The following is a 15,914-nucleotide window of genomic DNA, read 5'->3' on the forward strand; positions in this document are numbered from 1 at the left end:
CGAGGCGCCGGGAAGTTCGGCGATGCGGAAGGCCCGTCCGCGGAGATCGTGCGGCAGGGGGGCGGGAGGACGCGGCATCCGTCCACCCTTACGCGCCCGGGCGCGGGCGAACGCGCCCTGCAAGCGCTGTGGAGGGATGCGGCGGGACTGCCCGCGGGGGAGGAGAAGGTCACCGGCCAGAACTTCTGGCAACTCGGCATCGGGAAGCCAGAACTTCTGGCGTCTCGCGGGCGGCCGGCTCCGTCGTGGCCGCCTGCGGGGCCAGGTGCCAGAACTTCTGGCAACTCGGCATCGGGAAGCCAGAACTTCTGGCATCTGGGCATCGGGAAGCCAGAACTTCTGGCATCTCGGCATCGGGAAGCCAGAACTTCTGGCGTCTCAGCGGGGTGAGGAACCCCCACGCGTCGCCACCCGCCCCGGCTACCAGAGCCGGGCGGCGGTGGCGAGTGAGGCGGCCTCGTCGTCGAGGGGTGCCGAGGCTCCGCCGCGTGCCCAGAGGTCGCGCGTGAAGGCGCCGAGGGCGCGGCGGTAGGCGTCGTCGGGGTGGTCCTGTGCGATGCGCACGAGCGGGGGCAGGTCCATCGAGAGGATGAGGCGCACGCGCTCCTGGACGGCGGCGGCGTGGCCCGCGGCATCCAGCTCGGCGATCCCGCCGGCCATCCCGTCGAGATAGTCGCCGAGCACCGCGATCGCGGCCTTGGCCTGTGTGATCGACGAACCGTCGGCGCGCTCGCGCCACAGCGCCACGACGTCCGGCACGACGTCGAAGGCGCGCGCCGCGGCGTACATGCGCTGGGCGACGACCTGGTCCTCGTACAGCCGTCCGACGGGGAAGCGCAGCCCCGTGCGGCGCCAGAACTCGAGTCGGCTCACCTTCGACCAGGCGACGATGTTGCCGGAGGCGGCAGGATGCCGGTCGATCGTCGTCGCGCGACGCTCGGGGTCCGTCGCAGCGGCGACCCACGGCTGCACGATGCCCGTCGAATAGCTGCCGTCGGCCTCGGGTCGTAGCCGCACGTACGCGCCGAGGGCGAAGTCGCTGCCCGTCTCGTCGAGGACTCCGACGAGCCGCTCGAGAGCGGCCGGCGTGAAGGCGTCGTCGCCGTCGAGGAAGCCGACGAGCGGCGTCTCGACGAGGTCGAGCCCGGTGTTCCGGGCTGCGCCGAGGCCGAGCCGGCGCTCATGCCGCACGACCCGGAAACGGGGGTCGGAGGCCGCGGCATCCGCGAAGACCTGCGCCGTCCCGTCCGTCGAGGCGTCGTCGACGAGGATCGCGACCCAGTCTCCGCGCGTCTGCGCTCGCAGCGAATCGAGCGCTTCGCCGATGTACGCCTCGACCCCGTAGCCCGGCACGATGATCGTCACGGCGGCGCGGTCGCTCGGCAGGCTCACCCGCCCGATCGTACAGCTGTGACGGAGGCCGAGATCGCGTCCGCGATCGCATCGAGCGGCTCGCGCAGCTCATGCGAGAAGGTGAATCGCACGGCGGTCTGTGCGAGCTCGGGCGCGATCCCCATCGCGACGAGGACGTGGGACGGCTCGTCGCTGCCGGCGGCGCACGCCGAGCCGCTCGACGAGACGACGCCCCGCCGCTCGAGCTCGAGGAGGACGGCCTCGCCGCTCGTGCCCGCGAACGTGAAGCTCGCTGTGCCGGGCAGCCGGTGGACGGGATCGCCCGTGAGTGCGGCGCTCGGCACGAGGTCGAGCACCCGTCCGATGAACGCGTCGCGCAGACGGGAGACGCGCGCCGCGGCCTCGACGCGTTCGCCCTCGGCGAGGTCGAGAGCGGTCGCGAGCGCGACGGCGCCGGCGACGTCCTCGGTGCCGCTGCGGCGCCCCCGCTCCTGTCCGCCGCCGTGCATGAGCGGTTCGAGCGGGATGCGTCCGCGCACGCCGAGCGCGCCCGTGCCTTTGGGGGCGCCGAGCTTGTGCCCCGCGATCGAGATGGCGTCGACCCCGAGCTCGGCGGTCGAGAGAGACAGCCAGCCGGCTGCCTGGACCGCGTCGACATGGAACGGGATGCCGCGGGCCCGCGTCGCCGCGGCGATCGCCGCGATGTCCTGCACGGTGCCGACCTCGTTGTTGGCATACCCGATGCTGACGAGCGCCGTGTCGTCGCGGAGGGCGGAGGCGACAGCATCCGGTGTCACGCGTCCGAAGGCGTCGACAGGTGCGCGCGTGACGTCGAAGCCGTGGACGCGGGCGAGGTAGTCGGCGGACTCCAGGATCGACTCGTGCTCGATCGGCGTCGTGACGAGGTGCCGCGCGCCGCGGTGCTGCAGGGCCGCGATCGCGATGCCCTTGACGGCGAGGTTGTTCGCCTCGGTCCCGCCCGACGTGAAGACGACGTCGACGGCGCGCATGCCGAGCACGCGCGCGACGCGGCGCCGGGCGTCGGTGAGGGCCTCGGCGGCGGCCTCACCCATCGTGTGGTGGCTCGAAGCGTTGCCGAACCATCGCGTGAGGTACGGCATCATCGCCTCGAGGACTTCGGGCCGGACGGGGGTCGTGGCCGCGTTGTCGAAGTAGAGCATCGACACGGGTCAGTCCTCGGCCACCTCGATGCGGACGTCGAGCCCGAGGTCGAGCGCGCGCGCCGAGTGGGTCAGGGCGCCCACCGAGATGACGTCGACCCCCGTCTCGGCGATCGCGCGGACGGTCTCGAGGTTGACGCCCCCGGATGCCTCGACCGTGGCCCGCCCGTCGACCAGTTCGACCCCCTGCCGGAGCTCGTCGAGCGAGAAGTTGTCGAGCATGATCGTGCCGATGCCGGCTGCCAGCACGGGCTCGATCTGCTCGATCCGGTCGACCTCGACCTCGACGTGGGTCGTGTGGGGCAGGCGCGAGATCGCGGCCTTGAGCGCGTCCGTGACGTTCGCGTGCTTCTGGGCGAGGACGGCGAGGTGGTTGTCCTTGGCCATGACGGCGTCCGACAGCGAGTAGCGGTGGTTGTGGCCGCCGCCGTTGACGACGGCATGCCGCTCGAAGGCACGCAGTCCCGGCGTCGTCTTGCGGGTGTCGGCGATGCGGGCGCTCGTGTGTGCGATCTCGGAGACGTAGCGTCCCGTCAGGGTCGCGATGCCGGACATCCGCTGCACGAAGTTGAGGCCGATGCGCTCCGCCGCGAGGACCGAGCGCGCAGGCCCCGACACGACGGCGAGCACATCGCCCGCCTCGAACCACTCGCCGTCCTCGACGACGAGCTGCACTTCGACGCGCGGGTCGGTGAGGCGGAACGCGGCCTCGAACACCTCGCCCCCGCTGAACACGCCGGGCTCGCGGGCAGCGAGATCGGCACGCGCGACGGCGTTCTCAGGGATGAGGTACTCGCTCGTGAGGTCGCCCCAGGGGGCGTCCTCCTCGAGCGCGGCGGCGACGACGCGGTCGATCGTGGCGCGCGTCAGCATCAAGCGACCCCTCGGGACGTGTCGAAACTCCTCAAGATCGGTGCGATCTCGGTCTCCACGCGGCGTGTCGCCGGTGCTGACGCCAGAGCATGAGGAGTTGATGTCGCCGGATCATCGCGCCGGAAGTGCGCGCCGACCGACTCGCGGCGGGCCAGGGCGGCGGCGACGACGTGCGCCGCGACGAGGAGCAGGTTCTCGTCCTCGAGCTCGGCCTCCGTGCGGGGACGGCGGTCGGCGCTCCGCCAGGCGGAGATGACGGATGCCGCCTGCCGAAGGCCGGTCTCGTCGCGCACGAGGCCGGCGTCCTCCCACATCAGCTCCTGCAGAGCGCCGCGGGAGAACGGCGGGGTGTCGGCGAACCGCAGGGCCGGCTCTTCGACGGGCCCGGAAACCTCTGGAGTCGGCGCGAGGACGGCCCACGCGCCGGATGCCGAGTCCTCCGCGATCACGTCGCCTGCACGCGCGCCGAACACGGCGCCCTCGAGGAGCGAGTTCGACGCGAGGCGGTTGGCGCCGTGCACACCGGTGCGCGCGACCTCGCCGACCGCATAGAGGCCCGGCAGCGATGTGCGACCGAAGAGATCCGTCGTGACGCCGCCCATGAGGTAGTGCGCGGCCGGCGTGACCGGGATGGGCTCGCGCGCCCAGTCGAGTCCGCGATCGCGCACGGCGCGGTCGATCGTCGGGAAGCGGCGCGCGAGGAACTCGGCGCGCTCGTGGTAGGTGGGCCGCAGGCCCGTCGCGTCGAGGAAGACGGGGCGGCCGTCCTGCGCCTCCATCTGGCGCGCGATCGCCCGCGCGACGACGTCGCGGGGTGCGAGCTCGCCGTCCGGGTGGGCGTCGAACGTGAATCGCCGGCCGTGCTCGTCGATGAGGGCCGCGCCCTCGCCGCGGACGGCCTCCGAGACCAAGAACGCCTCGGAGCCGCCGATGCCGGCGGCGTCAGCCTTGCCCTCCAGCACCGTCGGGTGGAACTGGAAGAACTCCAGGTCGCTCACCGCGGCGCCGGCCCGGATCGCCGCCGCGATGCCGTCTCCCGTCGCCACAGGCGGGTTCGTCGTGTGCGCGTAGAGCTCGCCTGCGCCGCCGGTGGCGAGGACGACGGCATCCGCGCGGATCGTCCCGCGAGCACCGACTGCACCCGGCTCGTCGTCCATGAGCAGCTCGACCCCGGTCGTGCGTCCGTCGGTCACCTCGAGATCGACCAGGAACGCGTGCTCGATGACCCGCACGTCGCTCGCACGGAGCCGTGCGACGAGGGCCTTCTCGATCGCGGTGCCCGTGGCATCCCCTCCCGAATGGAGGATGCGCGGGTACGAGTGCGCCGCCTCGAGGCCCTTGAGGAAGACGCCGTCGGCGTCGCGGTCGAACGAGACGCCGAGCTCCACCAGCTCGCGGATGCGCGCGGGCCCCTCCTCGGCGAGGACGCGCACGGCGGCCGGGTCGTTGAGATCGGCGCCGGCGGTGAGCGTGTCTCGGATGTGGTCCTCGACGCGGTCGTCGTCGAACATGACGCCCGCGATGCCGCCCTGGGCGTAACGCGTGTTGGCGTGCTCGAGCACGTCCTTCGTCACGAGGGTCGCCCGGCATCCGTGCTCCACGGCGTGCAGTGCAGTGATGAGCCCCGCGATGCCACTGCCCACCACGACGACGTGCGGCCCACCTGGAGCGGCCGCGGTCATGACGCGTTCTCCCAGCCGGCGGCGACGGCGGGCGTCGCGGCCGGCGGCTTCGCGGCGAGCATGCGCTCGAGCGCGAGGCGCGCGGGGTCGGCGACGTCCTGCGGCACCGTGATGCGGTTCAGAACCCGGCCTTCGACGAGTCCCTCGAGCACCCACGCGAGGTAGCCCGGGTGGATGCGGTACATCGTCGAGCACGGGCACACGACGGGATCGAGGCAGAAGATCGTGTGCTGCGGGTTGTCTGCCGCCAGGCGCTGCACGAGGTTCACCTCGGTGCCGATCGCGAACGTCGTGGGCTCGGTCGCGCCCTCGATCGCACGGCGGATGTAGTCGGTCGAGCCGGACTCGTCCGCGGCGTCGACGACAGCCATGGGGCATTCCGGGTGGACGATGACGCGGACGCCGGGGTGTTCGGCGCGCGCCTTGTCGATCTGGTCGACCGTGAAGCGGCGGTGCACGGAGCAGAAGCCGTGCCACAGGATGACGCGGGCGCCCTCGAGAGCCGCGGCATCCGACCCGCCCAGAGGCTTGTTCGGGTTCCACATCGGCATCTGCTCGAGCGTCACGCCCATCGCCTTGGCGGTGTTGCGCCCGAGGTGCTGGTCGGGGAAGAACAGGACGCGGCGGCCCCGCTCGAACGCCCACTCGAGCACCGTCCGCGCGTTGGACGACGTGCAGACGATGCCGCCGTGGCGGCCGACGAAGCCCTTGATCGCGGCCGACGAGTTCATGTACGTCACGGGGATCACGGGCACGAGGCCGTCGGCATCAGGCGTGTCCATGTCGCCGTACACCTCTTCGAGCTGCTCCCAGCACTCCTCGACCTGATCGATGTCGGCCATGTCGGCCATGGAGCATCCCGCAGCGAGGTTCGGGAGGATGACGGCCTGCTCGGGGCGCGAGAGCAGATCGGCCGTCTCTGCCATGAAGTGGACGCCGCAGAACACGATGGCCTCGGCATCCGGGTGCTCGACTGCCGCGTTCGCGAGCTGGAACGAGTCGCCCACGTAGTCGGCGTGCTGCACGACCTCTTCGCGCTGGTAGAAGTGGCCGAGCACGACGAGGCGGTCGCCGAGGGTCTCCTTCGCGGCCCGGATGCGCTGGTCGAGCTCCTCCGCGGACGCGTCGCGGTACTCCTGCGGCAGCTCGCCCTGGCGCGGCGACCCTGTCGGGATGACGTCGCCCATCGAGGCGCCGGGACCGTAGCCGGGACGGATGTCGAAGTTCCACGGGCCCGCGGCGAGGTCGGTGTTGCACGTCTCGGCCGATGACGCGCCTGCGATGATCGCCTGGATCTCGTGGTCGACGGAGGGGTCCACGGGGCGAGGCTGGAGGGTGAGGTTCACGGCGGGCATGGCGTGCTCCTGTCAGTGGCGGACGGGGAGCGGGCCACGTTCGGCCAGCTCGACGTCCCGGTTGTAGCGGTACAGCCGCGCAGGCCGGTGGCTGCCCGTGCGGAAGCGGTCGGTGGGGATGAGGGTGCCGGAGTTCTCGACCTGGCGGCGGAAGTTCGCAGGGTCGAGGCTGCGGCCGAGGATCGACTCGTAGACCTCGCGGAGCTCCGCGAGGGTGAACTCGTCGCCCAGGAGACCGTGCGCGATGCGGCTGTAGCCGACCTTGTTGCGCAGGCGCCACAGCGCGTAGTCGACGATCTCGTTGTGGTCGAAGGCGAGGCGGGGGAGGGATGCCGCGTCGAACCAGAGGACGTTGTCCGGAGCATCCTTCGTGCTGTCGATGAGCTCCATCGAGGCCTCGTCGGCGCGGAGCAGCGCCCAGTAGACGATCGAGACGACGCGCGTGGGGGAGCGGTCGACCGCCCCGAAGGCATACAGCTGCTCGAGATAGCTGGGTGCGAGGCCCGTCGTCTCCTCCAGCGTGCGGGATGCCGCGGCATCCAGGCTCTCGGAGGCGTCGAGCCAGCCGCCAGGGAGCGCCCAGAGCCCTTCGAAGGGATCCCGTGTGCGGCGCACGAGCGGCAGGACGAGCGTAGGGAGGTCGCGTCCCGCATCGCGGCGCAGGCTGAAGATGACCGTCGACACCGCGACGCGCGCGACATCCTCCGCGGCAGGTGCGGCGGAGGAATCGGGGAAGAGGTTTGTTCTGGTCATCATGACTCTAACTAACGCCCCTCATCTTATAGTCATTCCGACACGAAGTGCAAACGGGGTCGCGCGGTGTGCCGCGGAATCCCGGGCGGGCGGGATATGCTGTCAGCGCAACTGAAGACAGGCCGCATGACGTGTGCGGGAGAGCCTCGGCCATTCGAGCCGGGCACCGAAGGAGCAAGCCTCCCCGCCAATCTCTCAGGTCCGCGTACCGCAGACGTCCGGCCGCTCTGGAAAACGATCTCGAGCGAAACGCCCGATCGTGCCGAAGGTGAAAGCCGCCCATTCCGGGACGGCGAAACTCTCAGGCCAATGACAGAGGGGGAGTTCCTCGGATGCCGATCCCGGCATCCGCCCGTCCACGACCGGGAGAACTCATGTCAGACCCCCGCCATACCCCGTTGCGAGATCGCCACGAGGCCCTCGGCGCATCCTTCACCGACTTCGGCGGATGGTCGATGCCGGTGCGCTACACCTCCGACCTGGCCGAGCATCACGCCGTCCGGACGGCAGCGGGCCTCTTCGACATCTCGCACATGGCGGAGTTCCTGGTCGAGGGACCCGGCGCAGGCGCCTTCCTCGACTACGCCCTGGCGGGACGGCTCTCGACGCTTCCGATCTGGAAGGCGAAGTACAGCCTCCTGCTCGCGCCCGACGGCGGGATCGTCGACGACCTCATCGTGTACCGCCTCGCCGACGAGCGGTTCTTCGTCGTGGCGAACGCGGGCAACCGCGAGCCGGTGGCAGCCGCCTTCGCGGAACGCGTCGCCGGGCAGGACGCCACGGTGACCGACGCGACCGACGAGTACGCGCTCATCGCCGTCCAGGGACCCGCGGCGCTCGCGATCCTGGCCGATGTCGAGGCGATCGCCGAGATCGGCCGCCCGCTGGCCGACCTTCCGTACTACGCGGCGACGGATGCCTCGTTCCAGGGCGCCCCGCTGCTCATCGCCCGCACGGGCTACACGGGTGAGGACGGCTTCGAGCTGTACATCCGCAGCGCCGACGCCGGTGCGCTGTGGGACGCGCTCTTCGCGGCCGGCGAGTCGCACGACCTCGTCCCGGCGGGCCTGGCCGCACGCGACACGCTCCGCCTCGAGGCCGGGATGCCGCTCTACGGGCACGAGCTGTCGCTCGACATCCGTCCCGCGCAGGCGGGCCTCGGCCGCGTCGTGGCCGCCGACAAGGACGACTTCGTCGGCAAGGACGGCGTGACGCCCGGCCCGGACGCGCCGGTCCTCGTCGGCCTCGTCGCGGACGGCAAGCGCGCCGGCCGTGCGGGCTACGCCGTCTTCGACGGCGACACCCAGGTCGGCGAGATCACGAGCGGCGCGCTGAGCCCGACGCTCGGGCATCCCATCGCCATGGCACTCGTCTCGCCCGACGCGAGCGCACCCGGAACCGAACTGACCATCGACGTCCGCGGCACCCGCATCCCCGCGACCGTGACCGCCCTTCCCTTCTACAGGAGGACCAAATGACCGATCTCGACAGCCTGAAGTACACCGCCGAGCACGAGTGGGTCGCCGTCGACGGCGACGTGCTCGTCGTGGGCATCACCGACTACGCCGCTGACAAGCTCGGCGACGTCGTCTTCGTCGAGCTCCCCGGCGTCGGCACGAACGTGACCGGCAACACCGTCGTGGGCGAGATCGAGTCCACGAAGTCGGTCGGCGAGCTCTACGCGCCGCTCACGGGCGAGGTCGTCGAGATCAATGACGCCGTCGTCGACGACCCGTCGCTCGTCAACTCCGACCCGTTCGGGGAGGGCTGGCTCGTCAAGCTCCGCGCCGACGAGTCCGCCCTCGAGGGCCTCCTCGACCGCGCGGCGTACGTCGCGCTCACCGAGGGCGCGTGATGGCGGGCTCCTTCCAAGAGCGTCACATCGGAACGGATGCCGCGGCCCAGCGCATCATGCTCGACGCGCTCGGCTTCGACACGGTCGACGCCCTCGTCAAGACGGCGGTGCCGGCATCCATCCACCTCTCGCCGCGCGAGACGACCGACATCCCGCCGGCCGCGACAGAGACTGAGGCGCTCGCCGAACTGCGCGTGCTCGCGTCGCAGAACCGCACGGCTCGTCCCATGATCGGCCTCGGCTACTACGACACCGTGACGCCGTCGGTCATCGCGCGCAACGTCCTGGAGAACCCGTCCTGGTACACGGCCTACACGCCTTACCAGCCCGAGATCTCCCAGGGCCGCCTCGAGGCGCTCATCAACTTCCAGACGATGGTGACGGACCTCACGGGCCTGACGACCGCGAACGCGTCGATGCTCGACGAGTCGACGGCGGTGGTCGAGGGGATGCTGGTCGCCCGCCGCGCCTCCAAGTCGGCGTCCAACGTCTTCGTCGTCGACGCCGACGTCATGCCGCAGACGCGTGCCCTGCTGCACGCGCGCGCCGACGCGGTCGGCATCGACCTCGTGGAGCTCGATCTCGCCCGCGGCGAGACGCTGCCCGAGGATCTCTTCGGCGTGCTCGTGCAGTATCCGGGGGCTTCAGGTCGTGTGTGGGACCCGAGCGGCGTCATCGACGCGGCGCACGTGTCCGGCGGGCTCGTGGTCGCAGCCGCCGACCTCCTCGCCCTCACCGTGCTGCGCTCGCCGGGCTCGCTCGGCGCCGACATCGCCGTCGGCACGACGCAGCGGTTCGGCGTGCCGCTGGGCTTCGGCGGTCCGCACGCGGGCTACATGGCGGTGCGGTCGGGGCTCGAGCGCCAGCTGCCGGGCCGCCTCGTCGGCGTGTCGGTGGATGCCGCGGGCAAGCCCGCCTACCGCCTGTCGCTGCAGACACGGGAGCAGCACATCCGACGTGAGAAGGCGACCTCCAACATCTGCACGGCGCAGGTGTTGCTGGCCGTCATGGCCTCGATGTACGCGGTCTATCACGGCCCGTCGGGGCTCCGGGCGATCGCGACCGAGGCCGCCCAGAAGGCCGAGGCGCTCGCGCAACGCCTGCGCGACTATGACCTGCACCTCGTGTCGGACTCGTTCTTCGACACGATCCGCGTCGTGACCCCCGGGCCTGCGGGCCGCGTCGTCGAGCGCGCGCGGTCGAAGGGCTACCAGCTGCACTGGGTGGACGACGCGACGGTCGGCGTCTCGGTCGACGAGACGACGACGGCCGACGACCTCGCGGCCGTCGCCTGGGCGTTCGGACTGCCGACGGCCGATGAGCACGACGTGCGGGATCTGCCGTACGCGGCCGCGACGCCGGTGGCCGGCATCCCGTCCCGCCTTCACCGCGGCGACGAGGAGTTCCTGACGCACCCCGTCTTCAACTCGCACCGGTCCGAGACGGCGATGATGCGCTACCTCAAGCAGCTCGCCGACCGCGACTATGCGCTCGACCGCGGCATGATCCCGCTCGGCTCGTGCACCATGAAGCTCAACGCGGCGACCGAGATGGCGGCCGTGTCGTGGCCCGAGTTCTCCCGCGTGCACCCCTTCGCGCCCGAGGCCGACGTGCGCGGCTACCTCGCGATGATCGAGCAGCTCGAGGTGTGGCTCGCCGAGGTGACCGGGTACGACGCCGTGTCGCTGCAGCCCAACGCCGGCTCGCAGGGCGAGCTCGCTGGGCTGCTCGCGATCCGCGGCTACCACCACGCGAACGGCGAGCTCGAGCGCACCGTGTGCCTCATCCCGTCGTCGGCGCACGGCACGAACGCCGCCTCCGCCGTCCTCGCGGGGATGAAGGTCGTGGTCGTCGCGTGCGACGAGGCCGGCAACGTCGACCTCGACGACCTGCGCGCCAAGATCGAGACGCATGCGGCCTCGCTCGCGGCTCTCATGATCACGTATCCCTCGACGCACGGCGTGTACGAGCACGACGTCGTCGAGATCACGCAGGCGGTGCACGACGCGGGCGGGCAGGTCTACGTCGACGGTGCGAACCTCAACGCGCTCCTCGGGTTCGCCCGCTTCGGCGACCTCGGGGGAGACGTCTCGCACCTCAACCTCCACAAGACGTTCGCCATCCCGCACGGCGGCGGGGGTCCGGGCGTCGGACCCGTCGCGGCGAAGGCGCATCTCGCGCCCTTCCTCCCCGGGCACCCGTTCTCGCAGCGGAAGGACCACGCGGGCGGCGTCTTCCAGGGCGGGCCCGTCTCCGCCGCGCCGCACGGCTCGGCCGGCATCCTGCCCATCTCGTGGGCGTACCTGCGCATGATGGGCTCGGACGGCCTGCGCGACGCGACGGCGGCCGCCGTGCTCGCCGCGAACTACATCGCGGTCCGGCTCAAGGACCACTACCCCGTGCTGTACGCGGGGGAGGGCGGTCTCGTCGCGCACGAGTGCATCCTCGACCTCCGTCCGCTGCGGGACGCGACCGGCGTCACGGTCGACGATGTGGCCAAGCGTCTCATCGACTACGGCTTCCACGCCCCGACGATGTCGTTCCCCGTCGCGGGGACGCTCATGGTCGAGCCGACGGAGTCCGAGGACCTCACCGAGATCGAGCGCTTCATCGACGCGATGATCGCGATCAGGGCCGAGGCGGATGCTGTCGCCGCGGGCGAATGGCCGGCCGACGACAACCCCCTCGTCAACGCCCCGCACACGGCCGAGACCGTGGTGTCGGGGGAGTGGACGCACCCGTACTCCCGCGAGACGGCGGTGTTCCCGGTCCCCACCTTGGTCCGCACGAAGTACTGGCCTCCCGTGCGTCGCATCGACCAGGCGTACGGAGACCGCAACCTCGTGTGCGCCTGCCCCCCGATCGAGACCTTCGCGTAACCCCCACTCTGTCTCGCGAGACTGCAACGGGGCACCGAGACTGCATCCCACAGCTGCCGTCTCGGTGCTCTACTGCAGTCTCGCGGTGCCCGTCGGATTCGAGGTGGACCTGAGGACACGGGTGAGCGAGCGGAGCTCGGCGGTGTCCTCGGGGCGCTCCGGCTTGAGACCGGCGGCCAAGAGCGCGGCCCGCAGGGGCGTGACGCGTGAAACATCGGTCCAACCCCAGTGGGCGGTCGCGGAGACGCCGCGGTCGAGGAGTCGCGCATCCCGATCCCGACGGGTTCGGAGCATCGCCGCGGCATCCTGACCGTCGTACTTCGAGTCCCCGTCGGCTTCACCGCCGGTTCGCGTCGCCTCCCACCAGAAATCCAGGCGATCGTCGCGACCGGCATCCGGTCCGAGGATCCACTTCTGCAGCTCGGGTTCGGGGAATCCCAGCCACTCGATGGCGGCGAGGCTGACGAGTTCCAGCGTGGACTCCGCCTCTCCGGTAGCTCGTTCGATCACCCAGCGAGCGTGCCGACGGCCACGGCTGCTCCGCCGGATCCTGTTGAGTTCGCGCAAGGCGGCCGGATCGATTTCGGGATGCTGTCGCATGACCATGCCGGCGACAGCGAGTCCGATCGCATGGTGCCGGAGCCGCGCCATGTCGACAGCGATCTCTTCGGGTGCTGCAACGAGAAGTCCGCCGACTTCACGGATGTCCGGAAGAGCCTGCGCCGTGTGGACGCGAACGCCCGAGACTGCCCGCGATGTGGCGAGCGGCTCGTCCACGACGTGCACGTCCGCGGGTTCGCCGATCACGGGCAGCCCCCGCAACGCGGCGGCCGACTCGAGCACGAATCTCGCTTCGGGGTAGCGCAGTGCGGTGGCATGCACCTTCGCGAGGTAACGCTCCCACGGCCGCAGCGCACTCCAAGCCACTGCATCCGCATAGACTCCGCGGCCGACGACGATGAGCTCCTTCGCTCGCAGGGCTCGATCGGCGTGTGGCGTGTCCGCACGCCGGAAGAGTGCGACAGGGCTTGGGACGACGTCAACCTTCTCTCGGATGTGAGTCATGCTCGGATCCTGCGTGCCTTTCGACCCGCGCATCCTCTCCGTCCTCGTTTCTCCGCACAACGTGCCCTCCCACCCGCCTGTGGAGAACGCGATCCTCACCTCATCGTCCGCGAGACAGCATCCGGGCGCCGAGACCGCATGCGACTGCCGCAGTCTCGGTGCCCCCATGCAGTCTCACGGGCAACGGACGGCTGCTGGGTCGGGGCGGGTCAGAGCGTGGGGGTGGGGGAGGGCGGCGGGCCGAAGACCCCGGGCCACAGGGCCGCGGCGAGCGGATACCCGACGAAGGCCACGACGTCCAGCAGCGTGTGCGCGATGACGAGCGGCATGATGCGTCCCCAGCGCTTGTAGCACCAGCCGAAGACGACGCCCATCACGAAGTTGCCGACGATCGCGCCGATGCCCTGATACGCGTGATACGCGCCGCGCAGCGCGGCGGTCGAGAGGATGATCGCCCACCAGGTCCAGCCGAGGCGGCGCAGGCGGTCGAAGAGGTACGCGACGAAGATGACCTCTTCCGTCAGCCCCGCGCGGATCGCCGACAGCACGAGCAGGGGGATCGACCACCACGCGGCATCCAGCGGCGAAGCCACGACCGCGACCGTGATGCCCATCGCGCGGCCGATGACGTAGAGGGCGAGTCCCGGCAGCCCGATGACGGCGGCGAGCAGGATGCCGCGCCCCAGGTCGCCGCCGAACCTCGTGAAGTCGAGCCCGATGCGGCGGAACGCGTTGCCGCCGGGCTCCCAGAGCAGGTAGACGACGAGTCCGACGAGGGCGAGCGCGAAGAAGACGGACAGGAGCTGGTACGTGATGTCCCAGAACGCGGCGACGTCGCGCGAGGGGTTGACCTGCGCCTCCTGGTCGCCGAGGGGGACCGGCGCGAGCAGCCGTCGGACGAGCGACAGGACCGAATAGACGGCGGACTGGCCCACGCTCACGGCCAGAACCAGGGCAATCTCCCAGCGCAGTCTCAGGCGGCTCGGACGGTCCAGGGCTGAAGATACGCCATCTGCGGTCGGAGGGCTGTCCACTGCGTCAGATTGCCACATCCAGGGCGATTTGAGTAAAGGGTATGTAACGGTTGTGGAAGCCAGGTGGAGCATTGGGTTAATCCGGCTTATCGTTTTCTGACTCGCCAACTCATCGATCCGATGGTTGGCGAGAGCATCGATCCCTTGCACAGGAGGACAAGTGAAGCGCAACAAGGTGGCCCTTGCGGGCCTCGCGCTGGTAGGTGCGGGTACGCTCGCGCTCGCCGGCTGCTCGGGTGGCGGCTCCGCAACGCCGTCGGAGACGTCGGGCGAGAGCACCGCGATCATCATGGCCAACGGCTCCGAGCCCCAGAACCCGCTCATCCCGACCAACACCAACGAGGTCGGCGGCGGAAAGATCCTCGACTCGATCTTCGCGGGTCTGATCTACTACGACGCCGAGGGCAACCCCGTCAACGACATGGCGGAGTCGATCACGACCGACGACCCCCAGCACCTCACGGTGAAGATCAAGGAGGGTCAGAAGTTCACCGACGGTGAAGAGGTCACTGCAGACAACTTCATCAAGGCGTGGAACTACGGCGCGCTCCTGTCGAACGCCCAGCTCTCGAGCTACTTCTTCGAGGACATCGAGGGCTTCAGCTGGGACGAGGACTCGGAGCTCACGGGCCTCGAGCAGGTGGACGACTACACGTTCACGATCGCGCTGAACAAGCCGGCCTCGGACTTCGCTCTGCGCCTCGGCTACTCGGCCTTCTACCCGCTCCCGGACGCCGCGTTCGAGGACATGGAAGCCTTCGGTGAGAGCCCGATCGGCAACGGCCCGTACAAGCTGGCCGCCGAGGACGCGTGGCAGCACGACGTCCAGATCGACCTCGTCAAGAACGACGACTACCAGGGTGACCGCCAGGCGCAGAACGGCGGCCTGACCTTCGTGTTCTACGCGTCGCAGGACGCTGAGTACGCCGACCTGCTCGCGGGCAACGTCGACGTCATCGACGCCATCCCCACGTCCGCGCTCGCCACGTTCGAGTCCGACCTGGGCGACCGCGCGGTGAACCAGCCGGCCGCTGTCTTCCAGTCGTTCACGATCCCGGAGCGCCTCGCGCACTTCTCGGGTGAAGAGGGCCAGCTGCGTCGCGCGGCCATCTCGATGGCGATCAACCGGCCCGAGATCACCGAGACGATCTTCCAGGGCACCCGCACGCCGGCGAGCGACTTCACGTCGCCGGTCATCGCGGGCTGGTCGGACTCGCTCACGGGCGCTGAGGTCCTCGGCTACGACGCCGAGCAGGCCAAGGAGCTGTGGGCCCAGGCCGACGCCATCTCGCCGTGGGACGGCTCGTTCCAGATCGCGTACAACTCCGACGGCGGCCACCAGGCGTGGGTCGACGCGGTGACGAACTCGATCAAGAACACGCTCGGCATCGACGCCTCGGGCGCCCCGTACGTCGACTTCGCGTCGCTGCGCACGGACGTCACCGACCGCACGATCGAGACGGCGTTCCGCACCGGTTGGCAGGCCGACTACCCCGGCCTGTACAACTTCCTCGGCCCGCTGTACGCGACCGGCGCCGGCTCGAACGACGGCGACTACTCGAACGCCGAGTTCGATGACACGATCGCCGCGGGCATCTCGGCGACCGACCCCGAGGAGGCGAACGCGGACTTCCAGGCCGCGCAGGAGATCCTCCTGGTGGACCTGCCGGTCATCCCGCTCTGGTACTCGAACGTGACGGGCGGCTACGCCGACACCGTCGAGAACGTCGAGTTCGGCTGGAACTCGGTTCCGCTGTACTACGAGATCACCAAGGGCTGACGCCCGAGGAGGATCTCACCCGCGAGGCGGTGACGATCACGTCACCGCCTCGCGGCATGCCGTCCTTGCGAAGCGCCCACGATACGTGCGGCGCTTTGCCATGA

General features: G+C 70.4%; 12 protein-coding genes and 1 riboswitch. Of the genes, 4 read left to right on the top strand and 8 right to left on the bottom strand.

What is annotated here, in order from left to right; all coding sequences use genetic code 11:
* Nucleotides 1-420: 420 nt before the first annotated feature.
* From ABZ477_RS00555 to ABZ477_RS00580, 6 genes are read right to left on the bottom strand one after another with little or no spacing between them, the layout of a single operon-like run.
* Entirely contained in the window at nucleotides 421-1,392 is a 972-nt protein-coding gene (locus tag ABZ477_RS00555) for a glycosyltransferase family 2 protein (RefSeq protein WP_360126243.1), read from the bottom strand.
* Nucleotides 1,389-2,534 (bottom strand): cysteine desulfurase family protein, encoded by a 1,146-nt coding sequence (locus tag ABZ477_RS00560; protein WP_360127885.1) that lies wholly within the window; start codon nucleotides 2,532-2,534, stop codon nucleotides 1,389-1,391. The genes ABZ477_RS00555 and ABZ477_RS00560 overlap by 4 nt, the downstream gene beginning before the upstream one ends.
* Nucleotides 2,535-2,543: 9 nt before the next feature.
* Nucleotides 2,544-3,407: a carboxylating nicotinate-nucleotide diphosphorylase gene (gene nadC / locus ABZ477_RS00565; protein WP_360126246.1), complete on the bottom strand. Its 864-nt coding sequence runs from the start codon at nucleotides 3,405-3,407 to the stop codon at nucleotides 2,544-2,546.
* The gene (gene nadB, locus ABZ477_RS00570; RefSeq protein WP_360126249.1) at nucleotides 3,407-5,089 is read right to left on the bottom strand and encodes an L-aspartate oxidase; all 1,683 of its coding nucleotides are present in this window, start codon (nucleotides 5,087-5,089) and stop codon (nucleotides 3,407-3,409) included. The genes nadC and nadB overlap by 1 nt, the downstream gene beginning before the upstream one ends.
* Nucleotides 5,086-6,444, bottom strand: coding sequence for a quinolinate synthase NadA (nadA, locus tag ABZ477_RS00575; protein WP_360126252.1), 1,359 nt, complete (start codon nucleotides 6,442-6,444; stop codon nucleotides 5,086-5,088). Before nadA ends, nadB begins: the two co-directional genes overlap by 4 nt.
* A 12-nt stretch (nucleotides 6,445-6,456) precedes the next feature.
* On the bottom strand, nucleotides 6,457-7,197 hold the full coding sequence (locus ABZ477_RS00580) for an NUDIX domain-containing protein (RefSeq protein ID WP_360126255.1): 741 nt from the start codon (nucleotides 7,195-7,197) through the stop codon (nucleotides 6,457-6,459).
* 126 nt (nucleotides 7,198-7,323) lie between these two features.
* Nucleotides 7,324-7,418, top strand: a riboswitch (glycine riboswitch).
* A 153-nt stretch (nucleotides 7,419-7,571) separates the two neighbouring features.
* On the opposite strand from ABZ477_RS00580, the gene gcvT reads away from it, so the two are divergent.
* From gcvT to gcvP, 3 genes are read left to right on the top strand one after another with little or no spacing between them, the layout of a single operon-like run.
* Complete coding sequence (gene gcvT, locus ABZ477_RS00585) at nucleotides 7,572-8,675, top strand: glycine cleavage system aminomethyltransferase GcvT (protein ID WP_360126258.1); 1,104 nt, start codon at nucleotides 7,572-7,574, stop codon at nucleotides 8,673-8,675.
* Complete coding sequence (gcvH, locus tag ABZ477_RS00590; protein ID WP_360126260.1) at nucleotides 8,672-9,052, top strand: glycine cleavage system protein GcvH; 381 nt, start codon at nucleotides 8,672-8,674, stop codon at nucleotides 9,050-9,052. Before gcvT ends, gcvH begins: the two co-directional genes overlap by 4 nt.
* Nucleotides 9,052-11,931, top strand: a complete 2,880-nt coding sequence (gene gcvP / locus ABZ477_RS00595) for an aminomethyl-transferring glycine dehydrogenase (protein WP_360126263.1) — start codon at nucleotides 9,052-9,054, stop codon at nucleotides 11,929-11,931. The genes gcvH and gcvP overlap by 1 nt, the downstream gene beginning before the upstream one ends.
* Before the next feature lie 69 nt (nucleotides 11,932-12,000).
* Here the strand turns inward: gcvP and ABZ477_RS00600 are convergent, their stop codons facing one another.
* On the bottom strand, nucleotides 12,001-12,858 hold the full coding sequence (locus tag ABZ477_RS00600; RefSeq protein ID WP_360126266.1) for a hypothetical protein: 858 nt from the start codon (nucleotides 12,856-12,858) through the stop codon (nucleotides 12,001-12,003).
* A 347-nt stretch (nucleotides 12,859-13,205) separates the two neighbouring features.
* Nucleotides 13,206-13,937 carry a CPBP family intramembrane glutamic endopeptidase gene (locus ABZ477_RS00605; RefSeq protein ID WP_360126269.1) on the bottom strand — a complete coding sequence of 244 codons (732 nt, stop codon included), beginning with the start codon at nucleotides 13,935-13,937 and terminating at the stop codon, nucleotides 13,206-13,208.
* A gap of 253 nt (nucleotides 13,938-14,190) precedes the next feature.
* On the opposite strand from ABZ477_RS00605, the gene ABZ477_RS00610 reads away from it, so the two are divergent.
* Nucleotides 14,191-15,810: an ABC transporter substrate-binding protein gene (locus tag ABZ477_RS00610; protein WP_360126272.1), complete on the top strand. Its 1,620-nt coding sequence runs from the start codon at nucleotides 14,191-14,193 to the stop codon at nucleotides 15,808-15,810.
* The last annotated feature ends 104 nt before the right edge of the window (nucleotides 15,811-15,914 follow it).

The sequence above is a fragment of the Microbacterium sp. NPDC019599 genome (genome assembly GCF_040632175.1).
In the GTDB taxonomy this organism is placed as follows: domain Bacteria; phylum Actinomycetota; class Actinomycetes; order Actinomycetales; family Microbacteriaceae; genus Microbacterium.